The 21,674-nt window shown below is 51.7% G+C and carries 4 protein-coding genes; all 4 read right to left on the bottom strand.

Translation table 11 applies throughout. The features are described 5' to 3' along the window. Nucleotides 1-149: 149 nt before the first annotated feature. Nucleotides 150-935, bottom strand: coding sequence for a T9SS type A sorting domain-containing protein (locus tag MKO97_RS15015; protein ID WP_241104016.1), 786 nt, complete (start codon nucleotides 933-935; stop codon nucleotides 150-152). A 243-nt stretch (nucleotides 936-1,178) separates the two neighbouring features. Further along, nucleotides 1,179-5,765 carry a LamG-like jellyroll fold domain-containing protein gene (locus MKO97_RS15010; RefSeq protein WP_241104015.1) on the bottom strand — a complete coding sequence of 1,529 codons (4,587 nt, stop codon included), beginning with the start codon at nucleotides 5,763-5,765 and terminating at the stop codon, nucleotides 1,179-1,181. Nucleotides 5,766-6,041: 276 nt separating this feature from the next. Continuing rightward, nucleotides 6,042-13,037 (bottom strand): choice-of-anchor D domain-containing protein, encoded by a 6,996-nt coding sequence (locus MKO97_RS15005; protein ID WP_241104014.1) that lies wholly within the window; start codon nucleotides 13,035-13,037, stop codon nucleotides 6,042-6,044. 269 nt (nucleotides 13,038-13,306) lie between these two features. After that, a complete protein-coding gene (locus tag MKO97_RS15000; protein ID WP_241104013.1) occupies nucleotides 13,307-21,586 on the bottom strand; it encodes a reprolysin-like metallopeptidase in 8,280 nt (2,759 codons plus the stop codon). Nucleotides 21,587-21,674: the final 88 nt, after the last annotated feature.

The following is a 21,674-nucleotide window of genomic DNA, read 5'->3' as shown; positions in this document are numbered from 1 at the left end:
GGGCTTTTTAGCTTCCTCCGCACTCCTCCCCCTGTCGTGACCGTCACCTGATCGAAGGTTCTGGTTTTGTAGTTTGTACATTATACCCAAAAGGAAAGGGACTGTCTCACAAAGACAGCCCCTTTTTATTTTGCGACAGGTCTATCTGTCTATCGAATGCTGATTTTTTTCGTCGCGGTACCGGTCGAGGCATTCACGGTTACAAGATACACGCCAGAGGCGAGTCCGGTAAGGGCGACATCGGCTTCCGTGCCGTTGACCGTCCATGAAGACACGACCTGCCCCGTCATAGAAATCAAGGACATCGAAGACAGCGTCGACGCGCTATTTGTTGCTGCAACATGCAATAGGTTGTTGGAACTGTAGTAATGTATACCTACCGATTTAGATGGTTCCAATGTGGGTGTACTCAAGGACGTTTGGCTAAACCGAAGAGAGAACCGGTCGTTGAACGTGCCAGTGCCGACTGCTACCGTCATCGTACCACCTTTAAGACTGTGGTAGATACCCGTTTCGTTGTCGTAGATGTAAATCGGTTGCGTCGGATCGAAATTTTCCGTCTCCAGTAACTGAATCGTAATGTTGCCATCGTCATCCGATTTTACGCCGAGCGGATACACATTATCCGGATTAAATTCACCAACTCCCTGAATGAAGAGTTCGGTTTGGTTGACCCAGAAATACGCATCGTTTGGCAGGTCAAAGATGTTGATGGCATCGTAACCCGGGTCGACGCCGTCGGTGCAGGGAGCACCCTGAAATCCGATCAGTAATTGGCGTTGGGCGTTGTTGTGGCCGTAATAAGCCAAACGTACTTTAGGGAAGGTGTCGGACGGAAGCGGGGTGTCTTCGTTGTCGTCCTGGCTGTAAACCTTGCCGCTGAAAAAAACGAGCATGGCTACGCCTGCGAGGTGGGTAATTAGGTTTGGTTTCATAAGATTTTTGGGCTTCTTGTAATCTTGGGGGCTAAGGTAACAGTACCTTAACAGAATCAGGCTTTTTTTCGATAACAGGCGCAAAAAAACGATGTATGACGTAGACTTACGTAGAACTACGGGTCGTTTTTTAGTAGTTTATTTCGTGTTCTTATGCGTGCATAAGATATTGACAGTCAGCGCGTAATAAAAAAAGCCCGACACGGGTTGCATGTCGGGCTTCTTTTTTTAAAAAAGGTGTTTTTATCGGATCGCTACTTTTTGGGCAACTGTACCTTTGTCGGAGGTTACTTTCGCGATATAGGTACCGGTACTCAATTTCGATACCGGAAGCACAATGTTGGTTTGATCAGCCGTGGCCTCCACTTTCCAACTTCCGACCTGTTGGCCCATGATGTTGAACAGGCGTACGTCTTTCACTGTTGTGCCGGTCGTATTATTGTGGATCACCAGTGTGCCATTGCTGTTGAGGTACGATACTTTGATCGGCTGTGCCATTTCGTCTTCACCTGTTCCGAGTGACGGGTTAAGGAAGCGAAGGAAGAAACGGTTGTCGTATGTGCCGGCGTCAATCGTTACCTCGGCAGGGTTCTGCTTCAGGTCGTGGTAGATGCCGGTGGTATCGTCATAAAGGTAGATAGCGCGCTCAGGATCAAAGTTTTCCAATTCGTCAATTTCAAATCGTACCACTCCGCTTAGGTCTGATTTAACTGTCAGTGGGTAAGAAGCTGTCAGCGTGAAATCAGCTACTCCCTGGATCACGAGTTTGTTGGTATCCTGCAGGAAGTTCATATCGCTTGGGAAGTCATCGAAATTGATTGAATCGTACCCGTAGTCAAAACCATCTGTTGCATTCTGGCCGTCGAAACCAATGGCGATTTGGCGGTGCCAATGATCAACCGAGTTAAAGCCGAGCTTGATAACCGGAGTTGTTGAGGTGGTTGCAGGATTTTCTGAGCCTCCGTCGGCCTGTGCCTCCGAAGTACGCATAAGGGAAGAAGAGTTGGTATCGTCTTCCGTTTTGAAAATACGCTGGCTGTTTTTGAAGGTGATGCTTCCGCCGGTCGTATTTGCCTGAACGAAGAAACCTTGTCCTACCGGGATGTACTGTTTCGGGGCAGAATAACTTCCCGCACCTAACCCGTTTATTCCGGATGGTACTACACCCGTTACAGAGCCCAAAAGGTTCATAGACGCGTAACGGCCGGTATAGTTAGCAAGTATGTGGGAGGCGTTATCTGCCCCCTGCTGCCAGAAGTACAATGTGCCGTCGAGTGAGGCACTTGAACCTGGGTTAGAGTTGCTGCCGGAAATATTGTCTTTAATAAATTGAACTGCATCCAGTGCCGATGGGTATGGGTTTCCGCACAGTACCAGGTTGTTTGCCGTTACAGGGATCGTAATGGTTCCGTTGTGGGGTTTTCCTACGAAAACATAATTTTGGGAAGCGCCCGAGGCACCGCTTCCTTTCATCGTAAATCCGAGTCCGGATGCGATGTTGCCGGTGGTGCTTTGATAAATCCACTCAGAGTAAGCTCCGTTGGCGTTGTTATAGGTGTAGATCCACTGGTCGCTCAAGGTAATCGGTGATGTAGCAGAGCCGTTCAAACTACTTGTCCAGCTAATAGACGCCGGAGCCGACGGTGTTGTGCCGTCACGCAGCACGCCACCCAGGGTGTACCCATTGTTGTTCGAGGTCGTATTGATCGTACTTACCGGAGAACACCAATAGTTATAGTTGAAAAGGTTTCGGGTGCCCTGTTGGTCTCTCTCGATTGATCCTCCGCTACTAGTGGCAAGCTCACTATTATTCGTCTGAACCAATTGCGCCTTGCCAACCAAGTCGATTTTGCCTGATAGCAAGAGATAATGGGATACCTCGATATTGGTTGCGGTTGCTGCGGATAGGGTGTTGGAGTTGACGAACAGACCCATTACCTTGACGCTATTGTTGGACGTAATGTTATGGCTCGTTTGCACGATGTTCCAACCGACAACAGTAGTATTATCTACAATTGACACCGAGCTTGGTGCATCTACAAGGGTTCCATTCGTCCAGGTTGCGCTATTTGTCCAGGTTGAAGCAGAAGCACTCGTATAAGGCAATGGGGCGGTCTGTGCATTGATGCTTGGTGTGTTTGATACCAGAAAACCTCTGTTCTTGCTGTTTGAATCATCCGATACGTGCGACCCGATAAAATTGTTCATCGAGTAGTAGGCAGTGAGGGAAGCCCACGTTGTGCCACTTATATCGTGCATCGGAATGGTGGTGGGGAGTACCGTTCCACGCGTTGCCGAACCGTTTTGGGCAATCTCCTGGTTCATAACGAAACGTATCTCCGTCATCGTAAGCGCTTTATTCCATATTCTCAATTCGTCAATATCGCCCCTGAAATAGTTGGAAATCGATGATTTAGAGTTGTACTCAGCGCCAATTGTAAAGTTAGCCGTCGTTGCAACGGGCGCCGTATTTATGGAAGCGGTTGAATCAACGACGCCGTCGATGTAAAGCGTAAGGGTAGTTCCATTGTAGGTGAAACAGATATGGCGCCATTTAAGGTCAGGTAGTACCGTATTGGATGTGAGTCCATAGGTAGTGCCCGATACCGTCCATTCGGCGCGCACTTTATTTGACGTAAGCAATAAAATGCGGTATCCGCTGGTGCTTCCTGGTCGTTTCGCTATGATCGTTTCGTTTGACGCGAGTGTGTTGGCTCCAGTTGGACGAATCCAGGACATTACCGTGAAAGCACTTCCCAATTCGTTTACATTGTCCATGCGAACATAATCGTCTACTCCGTCAAGGGTTAGTCGTGACGTGCTCGCTTTTCCACGTGCCACCCCAAAAGTAACAAACTTCGCGCCGTCGAAATCATAGTTTGCAATCAGGTCAGATCCGGAGACCGACATGAAGACCGTTTCCACGCCTGATGTGAAGGCTGCATTGTCGGAGACAACCATTACATAAGCGTCGGATGCGGAGACTGTGTAAAGTGAAGAAAGCGTGGTGGTAGGGATGGATACGCGAGCTGTTGCAACGTCGCCTCCCGTTTCGACAAATTTCCATCTGCGGTTGATCACGTCTGTTGAAGTGAACACACCCGCCCCCGGATATGTAACAGTTACCGGTGTAGTAGCATTGGCAATCGTACCATTGTTGGATCCCCACATCAAAAAGCTCCTGTCTGTAGTGAATGTATTGGTATTGGCCGAATTGGTTGTGGCAATCGTGCCCAAACCAACGGTGACTACTTCGCCCGAGTTGGCGCTGCGGGACTGCTTTTGGTTCAATGTACCCGCGTCATCGCGTCCGATGCCCGCAATGTTGAAGTTGTAACCGTTGTGAGTACCCGTATTCCAAATGATACTGCCGGATGAGTCAACATAGTTTTGAGAGGTACCGTTCACTCCGAGTGTAACGCCGTATTTTATCGCCAAATAACTCTCAACGCGGGAGCGCTGGGCGTTCGAGAGGCGAGAGGAGAAGGTGATACACTCCGCTATACGCCCGTTAAGACTGCCATTTGTTACCTGTGACCTTCCTAACCAGTACCGCCTGTTCGACGAATTCACGAACTGCGCCGCTCCGACTTCTGTTGTCTCTATGTCGGTGCCGTTGAGGTATAGTTCGAGTCCATTGGCAGCCGCCGTATTTCTGCAGTTGAGAAAACCACGCAGATTGGTGTAGGTCACATTTTCAGCGGCTACTCCGTATCCCACGGGCGTGCCGGTGGTGCCAAGCGAATAGTTGATTACTTCGTTGTTAAATCGACCGGTGAACTGCCCGACTGCAAATCCGCCCGTATCGCGATCCCACGGGTTTGTCGTTGACATCTGGCCTACGTAAATCGACTGTATCGGCGTAGACGAGTTGATTGTCGTAGCGTAGTCGATTGCGAACACCACGAACTGTTCATGGGTGAAAAAACCACCGGTGCCATTCATTTCTGCCCGGTTGGTGAGACCTGTATATTCACTGAAGTTTACCGTCGTGGGGTCGTTGCCGAAATACACCACGGGGTTAAAGTTCATATTCCGGGTACTGTTGTTATTGTAAACAGGACGAAGGGTGAGATTGGTTGCTGCCCAACTGCTCGAGTTATCCATAACGCTTGCATCGTGTCCTTTCGCACAGTCTCTCCATGTAGCCAGATTTGCGTTGTCGGTTCCAACGGTTGTTCCGTTGACGCGGTCGGCCCGAAGCCATGTTTCAAGGCCGGACGTGATGCCTCCCGGGCCTTGTGAGATCGTATTGTAAACCGTGCCGCTAACGGTTAGGTTGTCAATGTAGAGAAATCGGTTGCTGCCAGACAAAGACGCCACAAAACGGAAGTTGCCTGTTAAGCTGTAGGGGCCGAAACTGCTATCGGTTCTGAACATTGTCGCGATGAACGCATAGCGGTTTACATTGTCATTGATGTCTGCCGGGGTGGTAGAGGAACCAATAGTGAAACGCCTTACCGGAACATACGATGCAAGCGCGGTAGGACGGTATTGCAATTCGACATAATCGCCGGCAGTGGTGGAGTTTGTGTAAAGAAAAAACTTGACGTCAATCTTGTCATAGAGTGACAAAGTGGCAAAGACACTGGAAGTAAGCGTGGTGTTGGATGTGGTTCCGCCACTTTGAAAGCGCATGGATCGCGAGCCGTCATGCGCAAAGGTGGTGCTGAGCGAGGCGTTTGTACCCATCGTCCAAATACCGGTGACCGAGCCCGAAGCCGACTCAAATGTCTCCGAATTCAGTACGACGGGCTGCCCAAAAGCGGAAAATGCAAGTAGGATGATTCCGAATTGGAGTAATGATTTTGTACTGGTTATGTGTTTCATGTTACGGTCGGTTCCAGGTTTGGGGACTGAAACCGGGGTCGAAATTAATCTCCCTTTACGCGTGCACGAAAAATAATCGTTGACGGGTGTATTTCGTCGATAAACTACATGTTTTGCATAGTGTTTTTGAGGGTTTTCGCAGTGTTAATGGGAAGTTTGTTGTTTTATTCTCGTTTTGCGAAACGTAATTTTTATCCTGCTTTTTCTCAGGATTTTAGATAAAAAAGAAAGACCGCCGGTTAGGGCGGTCTTTCGCGGGCAAAAAGGGTGAGTAAACTACTGGATTACGATTTTCCTGCTGACAGGCCCCATACTTGTCAGCAACTTCACGATGTAGGTCCCGGAAGTGGCTTTTGTAATCGGAATCCGGATCATTTCCTGTCCCATTTTCTCTAGTTCCCAATTGGCAATTTGTTGCCCCAACATGTTGAATAACAATGCAGAGGTGACCGTTGTGGACGGTGCCGGTTCGATCACCAGTTCGTGTTTGGACGATTCATAACGTATACCCGTAGTCGCAGTGGTCGGCACATCGGCGGTTCCAAGCGTATTGGCTGTGCTGAATCGGATATAAAAACGTTGATTGTAAACGCCTTCCGGAAGCGTTAGCTCATATTCGGATTGGCTGAGGTTATGATAGATACCCAGATAGGCGTCATATAGGAAACAGTTCATCGCCGTCGGGAAGTGTAGCATCTCATCCAATGAGAACTTCACGAATCCTTTTTCGGAAACCTTTACACCCAATGGGTAATTGCGGCTGACGTCAAGATCACCTTCGCCCGAAATCACCAGTCGGTTTTCCCCGTTGACAAAGTACATATCATATGGCAGTTCGTCGAACAGTACGGCATCGTACCCAACGTCAATGCCATCGGTAGCATTGGCGCCCATAAAACCGAGCAGAAGTCCACGGTGGTAATCATTCGGCATGGTAAATCCGATTCGAACGGTAGGGAAGTTGTCTTCCTGTACATTTGTTTCCGAAAGGTCATCCAGTGATGCTGCTGCGCTGTTTCCGCTTCGGAACATCACACCCGACTGACTGTTGTCTTCCTTGACATAGGCCCGTTGGTTGTTGTTGAACGTAATGGTACCGCCTGTCGAATTGGCCGTGACAAAGAACGCTTGTCCGACAGGGATATAGCGCTGCGGAACACGGGAGTTAGAACCAAGGCCGCTAACGCCCGGCGGGCTCACCGCATTTGTGCCACCTACCAACGTACGTGCCGCATAACCACCCTGGTAATCCGCCAGGTTGTGCGTGTTATTGGTGCTGTAGTGGATCCAGAAATACAGGGTTCCGTCGAGAACGCCAAGGTTGTCGGTGATAAAGGTATTCGCGTCAAGTGCCGATGGATACGGGTTGCCACACAGGTTGAGGTTGGATGCCGCGATCGGAAGCTCGATGAGTCCGTTGTTCGGTTTGCCTGTGAATACATAATTCTGCGAAGACCCCGCACCGCTTCCTTTCATGGTAAATCCTTCGGCGGCGCGCATAGTCCCATCCTGACCTACATATTGCCAGTTGGCATAGTCGTTCGACAGGTTCCCAAATTTATAAATCCAGGAACTTGACAGCGTGATAGGGGTTCCTGCCGCGCCGTTGTATCCCGATGTCCAGTTAATGGCGAGAGGATTGTTCTCGTCAGTACCGTCACGCAACACGCCACTAATGGTATAGTCGGTGTTGTTGGCTGTAGTGCTGGTTGCACCTACCGGAGATGACCAGTAGTTGTAATTATAGACGTTGTTCGAACCCTGCTGGTCGCGTTCAATCGATCCGGAGCTTGTGATGGCCAGGTCGCTGTTTTGTGACTGCACCAATTGCGATTTTCCAACCAGGTCGAGTTTTCCGTTCAGCAGCAGATAGTGTGATACACCGATACGGGTATCGTTGCTGGCTGTGAGGGTTTTTCCGCTGGCCAGGTCAAGGCTTAGTACATCTTTGTTTCCGGTTGACACCACATTGTGGTCAATATCGACGATGTTCCAGGTCACACGGGTAGCGCCGTCCACAATTGAAAGCGCGTAGGGTAAATCCTGTGTGCTGCTATTTTTCCAGGTTCCGGCCGTATTCCAGTTCCCGTCGGCATTGCTCACATAGGGAAGCGGGGCGGTCTGGTAGTCGACAGTGGTGAGGTTTCTCAACGACGCCGTGTAGCCATTTACGGATTCGTCTTTTGCGTTCGTGTAGGTGTAGGTCGACATCGGATAATACGCCCTAAGCTGGCTCCACGCTACGGTCTTGATGTCGTTCGATGTGATCGACTGTGGCACGATACTGCCGTTTACGGTGCCGTCTGAATGCTGGCGGACCTCCTGGTTCATGATGTAGCGGAGCTGGGCAGCCGAGAGGGCGGTTCCGAACACACGCACTTCGTCTATCGTACCATCAAAGAAGGAAGTGGTTGACGTACCTCCTGCCGCTGCAATCAGGAAACTCTCGTTCGTATCAGGAACGGTTGAAAGGGCCTGTGATACATTGAGAACACCATCAATATACAGGCGGGCGGTGGTGCCATCGAATGTGACGGCGACATTGTGCCATACGTTGGTTGGGATAGAAACGGTAGACGTAATGGTCTGCAAGGTACCGTTCATCCAACTCATTTCTACGCGTCCCGCATTATTGATGCGTAGGTCATATCCGGATGTGAAACCTGCATTTCGTTTCGATACGATACTTTGGTTCGCGCCCGAGCGCTTGATCCAGGCCGAAACGGTAAAGTTGTTGCCAAGGTTGAGAACGTTTCCGGCATCCAGGTAATCATCTACACCATCGAAGTCAATTGAACGTACAAACGTTTTTTCCGGGGCGTAACCAAAGGTGATGTATTTGGTGCCGCTGAAATCATAGGTTGTCTCCAGATTTACCCCGTTTTTGGTCATGATGCGGTATTCCGCGGTTGGATTAAAGATGGGACTTGACGAAATGAACATGAAGAAAGCGCCCGGAGGTGTGACGGTTGAAGTAAGTAAGTCCTCAGGAACCGATACTTTCACGGTTTTTACATCTCCACCGGTTTCTACCACACGCCATACACGTCCAATCGAAATGAACTCCACTTCTGACGTCAGGCCTGAAATGCCCGCACTCATATTGACTACTACCGGTGCCTGTGCGGTAAGGGTAGCATTGTTATGTCCCCACACTAAAAAGCTGCGATCCGTGTCAAACGTGTTGTTGTTATCGGAGTTACGGGGTTCAATCGTCGCAAGTCCCATCGTAACATCGTAGCTTGAATTCTCGGTCCGCGATTGTTTCTGGTTTAGCCCTGAGTTGTCGTCGCGACCAATACCGGCAATGTTGTAGTTGAATCCGGAGGCCGCAGAGTATACGGTTGTTCCGTTCGAACTTACATAGTTCACACTCGTGCCGTTAACGCCCAACGTGATGCCGTATTTCAAGGCGAGATAGGTTTCGATGCGGTTGCGATTGGTGTCGGTGTTACGCGAGTTATAGCAGATCACTTCCAGCAGGTACCCGTTGAAACTAGAGTCGAAGAACTCGCTTCGTCCGAGCCAGTAACGTGAGTTGTTGATGTCTTTGTATGTGCCAGTAAATACTTCGGTACCGGTGATGGCACCGCCGTTGCAAATCAACTCCATCCGACCAGACGATACGTTTTTACGTGGGTTGAAGATGTTGACGCCATTGTAGGTTTTCGTAGTGCTGATCTCTGCGATACCGTAAGAGGTCTGTGCACCCTGGTTGTACGCCCATGTTTCATTCGCGTGGCGCACGGAAGTGTTACCCATCTGGAATCCTGTTACGTCCTGGCTGTTGCGGTTGGTCGCTATGTCATCGCCACAGAAGATATCCTGCGGACTCGCGAGGTAGCTGATGGTATTGGCCGTTTTTACGACAATATACATGTCAGAGTTGTAGAAACCCTGTCCGCCATACATCGCATCCCCACCGTCAAAGTGAACTACAGGGTTGAAATTGACGTTGTAGGCCGGGTTGTTTCGGAACGTCGGTTCTGACAATGATTGTGCAATGGCGCTTTTCGTACTGCCCGTCGTTTGATCTGCCCAAGTGGAGATCGCATCCCCATCGTTCAGCCCAGAGAGATTACTGGTGGCCTTCAGCCAAAGGCGCAAGTTTCCTGTTACGCCACCAGGTCCGGTTGAAGGAGTGCTGCTCGCCTGTATTTCAGCGCTCACTGCAAACGAATAGGTGCCTTCGTTAGGGTCGTCGCTGGTAACTGTTATCGTGGCGGTTTTCACGCCCAGAGAAGTGTTGGGAGTAAACGTTATAACAAACGACGTCACGGCTCCGGAAGCCAGGGTGCCGGGTAGTGCCGTGGCTGTAAACATCGATGCATTGGTGCCCGAGATGCCCACCGTCGTCGTAAGTGACAACGTGGAGGTTCCAAATGAATATACGTTGAAAGGTATGGCAATGGCAGTCGTAGTATCGGTGACCCCAAAGTTGGTCTGGTCAACGATACTCGGTGTTGTATCGCCCGCGACAATGGATACTTCGTTGCCTTGGATATCAATCTCCCGGCCCGAGATCAGTGCCGCTCCCTGTATGGTGAAATCATAAATCGATTCGTCGTCGTCGCTGTTGATGATCGAGATGATGGCAACCGAGGAACCGGTTGTCGAAGGCGAGAAGGTCACCTGGAAGGTTGTCGAACCGCCTGCAGCAATGGTAGTGGCCGGCGCTGTGACAAGTGTAAAGTTGGCGCTGCCCGTTATTTCAACCACGGGCGTCCCAGTCAGCAAGAGTGGGGCGGCACCTGTGTTTTGGATGGTGAAAGTACGTGTTACGGTGCCCGGTATCGTTACTGTTCCAAAGTCGCTATGGTCAGCGGTGGTGGGTCCGGAGTCACCGTCGATGATCGTTACGCCATTTCCGGTAATGTTCATCTCAGGGTAGAGTCCGGTTCCGCCTATACCCCTAATAGAGAAGTTATAGGGATTTTCGTCGTTATCATTCGTGGCAAACGACAGTGTGGCATCGTGGTTGCCCAGGAACGCAGCGGTGAACCGAATGGTGAAGGTGGTCGTACTGCCGGCTGCGATTGTGGATGCAGGCGCCGTGAGTACGGTGAAGGCAGATGCGTTTGTTCCGGTAATAGAGATCGAGCCTACTGTCAGCGCGACGGTTCCGGTGTTTTGGATAGTATACGTACGCGTGATGGAGGTAGCTACGGGTGTGGTTCCGAGTATGGTATAGTCGGTCGTGATCGGCGTAACGTCTTCATCAGCGATGTCGAAGCCATTGCCTTTTACGTTCGCTTCCGGAAGGTTGACGGTTGCCGTCACGGGTGTACGCGGCGTACTGGAACATCCTCCTGATACGGCTTCGGCATAAAATATGGATGTCGTAACAAGGTCGGGAGTTGTAAACGAAGTGCCTGTTCCTAAAATGGTCGTGTCGCTGGCAGTTGCATACCAATTGACAATCCCGGAAGAAGCCGTCGCGCCCAGAACGACCGGACCGAAGCCCACACGTGAACCGGGGGTCGTAGAGGTAATGGTAGGAGCGGCATTGACGGTTACCGAAAGCGTGCGGGCAGGTCCTGACCCGCATCCGGTTGAGGGTGTCACCGAGAGGGTGCCACCTGTTGTGCCGACCGTTACGGTGATACTGTTCGTGCCCGTACCGGCGGTAATGGTCCATCCGGAAGGAACGGTCCAGCTATAGCTTACACCCGCCACGGCTGTGACGGAGTAAGTCTGTGATGTTCCGGCGCAGGTAGGAGAGGGGCCGGTAATAGTGCTGGGTTGGCTTGGCAGGGTTGTGGATACAACCGAGAGCGTACTGGCCGTGCTGGTGCCGCAGGTATTGCCAGCAGTTACCGAGATGACACCACTGGACGCCCCCACTGTTACCGTAACAGAGTTGGTAGTGCCACCTGCGGTCTGTGTCCATCCGGACGGGAATGTCCAGTTGTAAGTGACGCCCGTGACATTCGTGACGGAATAAGAAACAGACGATCCGTTACACGGAGCGGTGCTACCCGTTATAGATGAAGGTGTGGCCGGGATGCTGAGTGGCGTAACCGCAAGGGTACGTGCCGTTCCGCTTCCGCAGGCATTCGAAGGGGTTACCGAAACGTTTCCGCCGGTGCTTCCGACCGTTACGGTTACACTGTTGGTGGTTCCGCCTCCGGTTTGTGTCCAGCCGGAAGGGAAGGCCCAGGTATACGTAACACCTGCCACATTCGTAACGCTATAGGTAACGGACGTGCCCACACAAGGCGTGGCGCTTCCGGTAATAACGGATGGCTGTGCCGGTATAGCGATTACGTTGACGGTAGCGGTATTCGAACTGCTTATATTGGTAGAACAGTTGAAGGGAGACGCGCCGCCACTCGCAATATTTGTTACGGTTACCGTCGTATTTCCCGCATTTGTGAGAGAACTGGTTGTGAAGGTACCACTGCCGGCAGTAGACACGGTCATGGTGGCGGTGCTGCCTGTAGCTGCGTTCGCGCCCGACAAATTGTACGTTATGGTGTAGGTTCCTGTGGGTAGGGAAGTAGCGCTTCCGGTAAGGGTGACCGTCGCACTGTTGCCAGAACAGGATGTGGCCGGAACGGCTGTAGACGTTATACCATAAGCAGGGCAGGTCCAACGGATGATGACTTGTCCGTCACCGCCATTTCCACCAACGGGACTGCCCGTACTCGTACGCAAAGCACCTCCGCCACCGCCTCCTGGCGCGCTTCCGGCAGTACCATCACCTTGTGAACCTGTGCGGCCCGCGCCGCCATTTCCACCACCTGATGTAAGTCCGATACCGCCGAGGTTGGTTCCGGTGCCGCTAAGGCCGTTACCAAGCGGACCCGCACCGGCACCACCACCACCTCCATAGGTGTTGGCAAGTCCGTTATTGCCGTTACCGCCGGAATATCGAATCGTACCCACACAACTGCTCGCAGCACCTCCAGCGGCACCGATCGTAATATTGTTTGCCACCGACTGGCCACCTACGGCCAGTAAGGTTGTGGTGTTATTGAAATAGGAACTTCCTCCTGCGCTGGCAGCGCTGGTACTTCCGGCGCCCACCACAATGGTATAGGTTTGGCCGGGCGTAACAGTAAGGGTTGAACTTGCGAACGCACCGCCACCGCCACCTCCGTAGCCATTACTTCCGGATACTCGGGAGCCGCCCCGGCCACCGCCACCCCATGCCTGGACATCCAGTTGGGTGACGCCGGCAGGTACTTGGAACGAATAGGTTCCGGCACCGGCAAAAGTTTGGGATTGTTGCGCAAAAAGCACAGGCGTGGCCAGGAGGCAGGCTAGCATTATAGCCAGCCTACCTATTAGTAGGTAGTTTTTTTTCATATCCGTTGGGGCTTAGATATTCAAAAATTATGTCTGTTCACTATGAACGGGGTAAAACTATATTTTTAATCCTGAATAAAAAAATTTTTGGACGAAAAAGTTAACAAAATCATCGATAAAATGCGTTTTATTACCGATGAAATACCTTTGCGGGTAATTTTTAGATGAAAAAGACTACTAAAACGATGGTTTGGGGCTAAAGTTTTAGTAGTCTTTATTTCAGGAAGTTATCAGTAAATGTATTTTTTGGTGATGACCCCTTTATCGGTAGTCACCTGGATAAGTAAAACCTGTTGTTCTGCGGTAAAGTCAGACAGCGAAACAGAAGACGCATTTACCGGTTTTTTCTGGTACAACTGACGTCCTCGGACATCGAAGATTGTAACCTTGGAAATCGCATCTTTGCCGGCATCCAGCGTCAGGATTCCGTCGTTTTTGTAGACGGTTACGGCTGACGTTTCCGCTACCGGCTGATCGATGCCCAGTGAGGTGTCCTGATACACAATTTCAAATCGCGTGTTGAATGTACCGACTTCGCTTGTGAAGGTATACGGCGTCTGTTTGATATCATGGATCACACCCGTAAGGTTATCCTTGATGAATACCGGCTGGTCACCCTGGAACAAACCATCCATATCGGCAATAGAGATGGTATAGTTACCGGCTACTGTCGCTGTGATGTGCATCGGTACCTGATCTGTGACTTCGAAAGCAGGTCGTGCCTGAATGACATACGGAACGTCGTCAATCAAAGTAGCAATCGAATTACCCGTATCAATAAGCAAGCCGTCAAAGCCCGGGTCTACGCCGTAGGTCGTCATATCTGTATACCCCAGGAGCATCTGGCTTTGTCCCTGTCCTTCATACGACAGGTTCAGCCAAAGTCGGTGGATACCATTTGAGGTGCGGAAGAACTGCCCGTCATTGTTGCCGGCGCGCATGGAGTTCGTAAAGTTAGCAGTGGCGATGCCATTGGTGTTGTGGTAAAGGAATCCCTGGCCCACCTGAATGAAGCCATTTGGAACTACGCCACCCGGATAGGCGGCTGAGCCTCCCAACGTCGTAAAGCTGGCGTAGTTGTTGTTCGCACTGTTCTGGTCGTGGTGTGTCCAGAAGTAAAGGGTCCCCGGATTTTGTGACAAGAACTGATACGCGTCAACTGTAGATGGATACGGGTTTCCGATCAGGTTATACCCGAGGTTGGAAGCACTTTTAGTCACCGCAATGTTCACGTTTCCGTTATTTGGAAGTCCGGTAAAGACCCCGGTGAACGTCGGCACCTGTGGAAGCGAACCCGGATTCGGGAAGGTATTCGGGGCACGCACCATATAGCCTTTCGCAGGCACAAATTCGTAAGTGGCCGGTGCTTGCGCCAATCCGCCCGGAGCTGCCGTAAACACACCTTTGAAGCTGTTGGTTGGTTCGTCTAAAACATAGAAACGGTTCTCGAGCGTCTCAGGTGAGAAACTGCGCAGTTTCTGCTGCTGAACAGGTGAGCTCCAGTATACATAATCCTGACGCCACATTTGTGCATTCCGACGTACTTCGATTTTTCCACTGTTTGTATTCGTGGTATAAGCAGATGATTGCAACAGGTTCGAGTTGTTCTGGAAGATCAACTGCGCGGTCGTAGCAACGGTTACCTGCTTGGCAATGTTAAAGTCAAGACCGGAAGGTACTGTCACAATCACAGCATCGGTTACTTCAAGTATACACGCGGTAAGGTCTGAGGACGCGGTGTAATTGGCCGAGATGATCGCTTTCATACCGGCTGTTGGGTAGCCGTTACTCCAGCCTCCGGACGTATAGGTAGTACTTGTCGGAGCCGTTATGTCAGCGGTTTTGGTGATAGAACATCCGTTGGCATCCGTAATGGTACAGATGTAAGTGCCGGCACCGAGCCCTGAAGCGGTAGCAGCCGTTCCGCCGGATGGAGACCAGCTATATTGATATCCGCCTGCTCCGCCGGATGGTACCACAGTGGCGCTTCCGTTGGTTTCACCGAAGCATGACACGTTGGTGCTGCTGATGGTGGCGGACAGAGCGGCAGTGGGTTGTGTAATGGTGAAGTTCTGTGAAGCAGTACATCCGTTGGCGTCGGTCACCGTACACGTCCAGGTTCCGGCTGTCAATCCGGTTACCGAAGCGGTTCCGTCGCCGGTTGGGTTGCCCGGTGTCCAGTTATAGGAGTAGTTGGTCGTTCCACCGCTTACAGTTACGGAAGCAGCACCAGTGGCATTTCCGAAACAGTTGATATTGGTCTGTCCAGCGGCCGTTACTGTCAGGGCTGCGGAAGGTTGTGTGATAGTGAAGACACGTGAAGCAGTACATCCGTTTGCATCGGTCACGGTACACGTCCAGGTTCCGGCTGTTAGTCCGGTTACAGAAGCGGTTCCGTCACCGGTTGGGTTGCCTGGTGTCCAGTTGTAGGAGTAGTTGGTCGTTCCACCGCTTACCGTTACAGAAGCAGCACCGGTAGCATTTCCGAAACAGTTGATGTTGGTCTGTCCGGCAGACGTTACTGTCAGGGCCGCGGCAGGTTGTGTAATGGTGAAGTTCTGTGAAGCAGTACAACCGTTGGCGTCGGTCACCGTACACGTCCAGGTTCCGGCTGTCAATCCGGTTACAGAAGCGGTTCCGTCACCGGTTGGGTTACCTGGTGTCCAGTTATAAGAGTAGTTGGTCGTTCCACCGCTCACACTTACGGAAGCAGCACCGGTAGCGTTTCCGAAACAGTTGATATTGGTCTGTCCGGCAGACGTTACTGTCAGGGCCGCGGCAGGTTGCGTGATCGTGAAGTTCTGTGAAGCAGTACATCCATTAGCATCGGTCACCGTACACGTCCAGGTTCCGGCTGTTAGTCCGGTTACCGAAGCGGTTCCGTCACCGGTTGGGTTGCCCGGTGTCCAGTTATAAGAGTAGTTGGTCGTTCCACCGCTCACACTTACCGAAGCAGCACCGGTAGCATTTCCGAAACAGTTGATATTGGTCTGTCCGGCAGACGTTACTGTCAGTGCTGCGGCAGGTTGTGTGATAGTGAAGACACGTGAAGCAGTACATCCGTTTGCATCTGTCACCGTACACGTCCAGGTTCCGGCGGTCAATCCGGTTACCGAAGCAGTTCCGTCACCGGTTGGGTTACCTGGTGTCCAGTTGTAGGAGTAGTTGGTCGTTCCACCGCTCACACTTACCGAAGCAGCACCGGTAGCGTTTCCGAAACAGTTGATATTGGTCTGTCCGGCAGACGTTACTGTCAGGGCCGCGGCAGGTTGTGTAATGGTGAAGTTCTGTGAAGCGGTACATCCGTTGGCGTCGGTCACCGTACACGTCCAGGTTCCGGCGGTCAATCCGGTTACGGAAGCAGTTCCGTCGCCGGTTGGATTGCCTGGTGTCCAGTTGTAGGAGTAGTTGGTCGTTCCACCACTTACCGTTACAGAAGCAGCACCGGTAGCGTTTCCGAAACAGTTGATGTTGGTCTGTCCGGCAGGCGTTACTGTCAGGGCTGCGGCAGGTTGTGTGATAGTGAAGTTCTGTGAAGCAGTACATCCATTGGCATCGGTTACCGTACACGTCCAGGTTCCGGCTGTCAATCCGGTTACCGAAGCAGTTCCGTCACCTGTTGGGTTGCCCGGTGTCCAGTTGTAGGAGTAGTTGGTCGTTCCACCACTTACCGTTACAGAAGCAGCACCTGTAGCGTTTCCGAAACAGTTGATGTTGGTCTGTCCGGCAGACGTTACTGTCAGGGCAGCAGCAGGTTGCGTGATAGTGAAGTTCTGTGAAGCGGTACATCCGTTTGCATCGGTCACGGTACATGTCCAGGTTCCGGCTGTCAATCCGGTTACGGAAGCAGTTCCGTCACCGGTTGGGTTACCTGGTGTCCAGTTGTAGGAGTAGTTGGTCGTTCCGCCACTTACCGTTACCGATGCAGCACCTGTAGCGTTTCCGAAACAGTTGATGTTGGTCTGTCCGGCAGACGTTACTGTCAGGGCAGCAGCAGGTTGTGTGATGGTGAAGTTTTGTGAAGCAGTACATCCATTGGCATCGGTCACGGTACACGTCCAGGTTCCGGCGGTCAATCCGGTTACGGAAGCAGTTCCGTCACCTGTTGGGTTGCCTGGTGTCCAGTTGTAGGAGTAGTTGGTCGTTCCGCCACTTACCGTTACAGAAGCAGCACCGGTGGCGTTCCCGAAACAGTTGATATTGGTCTGTCCGGCAGACGTTACTGTCAGGGCAGCAGCAGGTTGCGTGATAGTGAAGTTCTGTGAAGCAGTACATCCGTTGGCATCGGTCACGGTACACGTCCAGGTTCCGGCTGTCAACCCGGTTACGGAAGCAGTTCCGTCACCGGTTGGATTGCCTGGTGTCCAGTTGTAGGAGTAGTTGGTCGTTCCACCACTTACCGTTACAGAAGCAGCACCTGTAGCGTTTCCGAAACAGTTGATGTTGGTCTGTCCGGCAGACGTTACTGTCAGGGCCGCGGCTGGTTGTGTGATGGTGAAGTTCTGTGAAGCGGTACATCCGTTGGCATCGGTTACCGTACACGTCCAGGTTCCGGCTGTCAATCCGGTTACGGAAGCAGTTCCGTCACCGGTTGGGTTGCCCGGCGTCCAGTTATAAGAGTAGTTGGTCGTTCCACCGCTCACGCTTACCGAAGCAGCACCGGTAGCGTTTCCGAAACAGTTGATATTGGTCTGTCCGGCAGACGTTACTGTCAGGGCCGCGGCAGGTTGTGTGATGGTGAAGTTCTGTGAAGCAGTACAACCGTTGGCATCGGTCACCGTACACGTCCAGGTTCCGGCGGTCAATCCGGTTACCGAAGCGGTTCCGTCACCGGTTGGGTTGCCCGGTGTCCAGTTGTAGGAGTAGTTGGTCGTTCCACCACTTACAGTTACCGAGGCAGCACCAGTGGCATTTCCGAAACAGTTGATGTTGGTCTGTCCGGCAGACGTTACTGTCAGGGCCGCGGCAGGTTGTGTGAGTGTAAAGCTTTGCGGCATGGCACATCCGCTGGCGTCTGTAATGGTCACGCTGTAAGATCCGGCTGCGAGTCCGGTGACACTAGCTGAAGTAGCGCCTGTCGACCACAGATACGTATAGGGTGCTACACCGCCTGAAGGAGCCACGGCAGCGGAGCCCGTAGACGCTCCGAAACAAAGTACATTGGTTTGTGACGGATTGGTAGCAAATGAACAGATCTCGATATCCGTTGTTTTGGCTTCTGACAGCGCCATGCTGGTGCCTTTTACAATTACGGTAAAACTATCCGGATTGGAATTGGCGCCATTGTGCGTATAGGTCACTGCACCGCTATTGATATCGGCCTGCGTGAATGTTTGCCCCAGTGACAGGGATGCATTGCTTTTTTTCAATGTTCCGTTGTCGGGTAAGTCGGTCAATACATACACCAAGTCAGATGTAGTGGCACCTGGCTGGGCGGCAAGTAGCTTGGATTGGGTGATGGTCGTAGTCAATCCAAGCGGGGCTTTTACGGAACTATTCGTCACGGTTATGTTATTGACGATCTGCAGTTTTCCACAGATGTCTACCCTGAATTCGTTGAAGGTACCTCCGGATGTGTTGGCGCCACGGTCGGTTGCGAGCAATACCCACGTTCCGAGTGACGAGGTGCCATCGAATTTTGACAGCGGCTGGCTCGGTTGCTGTGTGCCTTCCAAGCCGGCATTTGTTGCGGCTGTCACGTTACCACATGTCAGTACGGTTCCGTCGTCATCCCAGGTGACGTCGAAATTCGCTCCGGTACAATCACGGTTGTAGATTTCCGCGAAAATGCCGGTAGGACCGCTAAACTGCATTTTGATATCACCAAGGGCGGCATGCGTGGCCCGCATGTAGAAACTGACTTCACTGATGACGATGTTATCCGCTACGTCAACCCGGGCGCTCACCGCATTGGTCGAGTTCAGGTCCCAAACGTTGTCGTTGAATTCGAAATATTCCTGGTCATAGCTCTTACAGGTGTCGCTCGCGATCTGGAAGGCGAAGCTGGGAGAGAAGTTGCCGTTTACGCAAGGGTTGTTCGGACGCACTCTCCAGTAGTTGATGGTGCCGGCCGACAGCGACGTGGTTTGGTAGGACGTAGCTGTGATAGTGGCGGTTTCGGTCACCGTGGCAAAGGTCGGATCGGTTGAAATTTGGACGGTATAAGACGACGCTGTCGATACCGCATTCCATTGCAATAGGCAGGACGTTTGCTGGTTTGGCGCGCCGTTGATCGGACTGGTAAGGGTCACAGCTCCGATAGTAGAGTCGAAAATACGCAATACCATCGGCAGCGTGATCACGTTACTTCCGGCGGTTCCTATCACGTTGAAATTATAGGTGCCTGGTGTGATGCCGGTAAGGTTACCCACCGTCAGGCTTACGGAACCCGTCGCGTTGCGGGTGGTAGGCGAAAAAGCAGCAGTAGCACCGCCCGGAAGTCCGCTTGCCGTGAACGTAGTCGTAGACGAGAAAGTAGGTGCCGGGGTATACGTAAAGCTGTAGGCCGCATTGGTTGGGGAACAAACCGATACGGTGTTCTGCGCGGTCGTAAGTTCGAACGTGTTGGCTTTGATCGTGAAATTCGTGTTCGAGATATCAAAGAAGATGTTGCTCGCCGCTTCGATTTTCACGCGGTTGTTCGAACCAATGTTATTAGGAACCGTGACATTGGCAGTTCCGTTGTTGGTCACGCCGGATGCAAGTGTGATAGGGTAGGTATAACCGCCGTCTGTCGATAGTTTGATGTTGACATTTGCCGACAGGGTATTGGTGCTGTTGACGCTCCACGTAACGGCTTTGGTTTCGCCCACATACCAGGTTTCATTGGTGTTCGGAGCGGTCACGACGAAAGGTCCGGCGGTGCCGCTTACCGTAAGGGTGGTATTGGTCTGGTTGGTTTGCCCGCCCAATGAGTTGTTATCGCGCGCCGTACAGCGGAAGTTCATCGTACGGGCCACGCTTGGCAGCACCTCCCATGTCGGCGTCACGTTCGCGATCACGGCATTGAGGTTCGGGAAGGTGCGGGTAGGGTCTGTTGTGGGTGTAAACGAACGAAAAGCCGGCCGTGTGGTGTTGGTCGAAGCAGGAGGCATAACTTCTCCAGTTCCCGTACCATTGTTCATTTGTTCCCAGCAATAGGTGATGGTGTCGCCATTGGAATCACTTCCTGTTGCGGTCAGGATGAACGGTGTCGATTTTGGGATGGTGTACGTAGCCGTCGTAGATACGGTTGGCTCGGCATTGTTGATGGCAGTTTCGGTCTCACACGTATATCCTGACATACCGCCGGTTATTTGCTGGATGCTGTAGGCATGGAAATAGGCATCGGAGTTGTTTTGCACGTTCGGTGCGCAAATTCCGGCGTATCCCATAATGGTCGAACCACTACCAGGCTCCATAGCGGCGGCCGCTGCACGTTGACAGGCATTGTTTTGGGTGTGGCTGGCACCGAACTGGTGACCGATTTCGTGGCAGACATAGTCGATGTCGAACGGATCGAATTGCGGTGTTACGATGCCCGTCACGCCTGAACCTTTACTTGTAGCATTACAAGGAGCAGTTGAGGCGATACCACCACCACCCGTACTGAATACGTGTCCGACGTCATACGCGCTGGCGCCGATAATACCCGTAATGTTGCTGGTATTGGCACTCAGCATCTGGCTGCCGTCGTAGTTGTCATACGGATCTGGATCAGGCGTGGTGTCGATGTTGACATTATTGCGATAGACAAGACGGTTGTTAGACGCTACGACCTGGAAGACCACGGCGAAGTCACGCTTATACACACTGTTTACACGTGTGATCGTGGTGTTGATGGCGGCAAGGGCATTCGCTACCGTGTTTCCGTAGTAATAGGTATATTCAGACGTACAGGCAACGGCAAGGTCAAAAGTGCGGAAAATACCGTCGGTAGAGTTCCGGAACTGCATGGAAGGCGGCAGCGATTCTATATCTACGACATCTACATCTGCATGGCACTCGAAGCCGTCTTTTTCGGCACGCGTACATTTGTTCCGGTCATAGACGATATAGCGACCGTCGTTTTTTAGGAAGTCGTAGGTGTCGATGTAGATGGTTTTTTCGCCCGTAACGAGTCCGGCGAAGCCCAACTGCGACAAACTGATATAGATTTTGTTCAGCGGATTTTTTCGGCTCACCCCGAAATACGAGGTAATATCCGGATACAGCGCCTCGAGTTCAGGGGCGAGGGTGTAGGTTTTCTCCATGCTGAACGTTTCCGTTGTGCCGTCTTCCATAGGGAAATCGACCCATACGGTCTTTGTCAGTAATCCGTTCGCGCCACGGACGGCCGTTTGGGCCAGTTCAGACTTAATGGCATTGAAGTCGAGTGTTACCACCCGGAATTCATTTGGAACGGTTTTTCGTTTAGGCTTGTCACGAACGGTTTTTTCAGTACCGTCAAAACGCCAATAGGTTTTCTGGGAAAAGCACACGCCAGTCGAGAAGAGCAACAGGACCAATGTTGCCAGCGTAATTTTTTTCATTTTTTTAAGATTTGGGGCATGTCAAACTTAGAAAAGAAAAAACTACCAGCCAAATTTTTTATCGATAAAGTGATGCTTTTTGTCGACG

The sequence above is a fragment of the Flavobacterium sp. HJ-32-4 genome, assembly GCF_022532105.1.
In the GTDB taxonomy this organism is placed as follows: domain Bacteria; phylum Bacteroidota; class Bacteroidia; order Flavobacteriales; family Flavobacteriaceae; genus Flavobacterium.
This window is presented reverse-complemented; position numbering and strand designations above follow the sequence as displayed.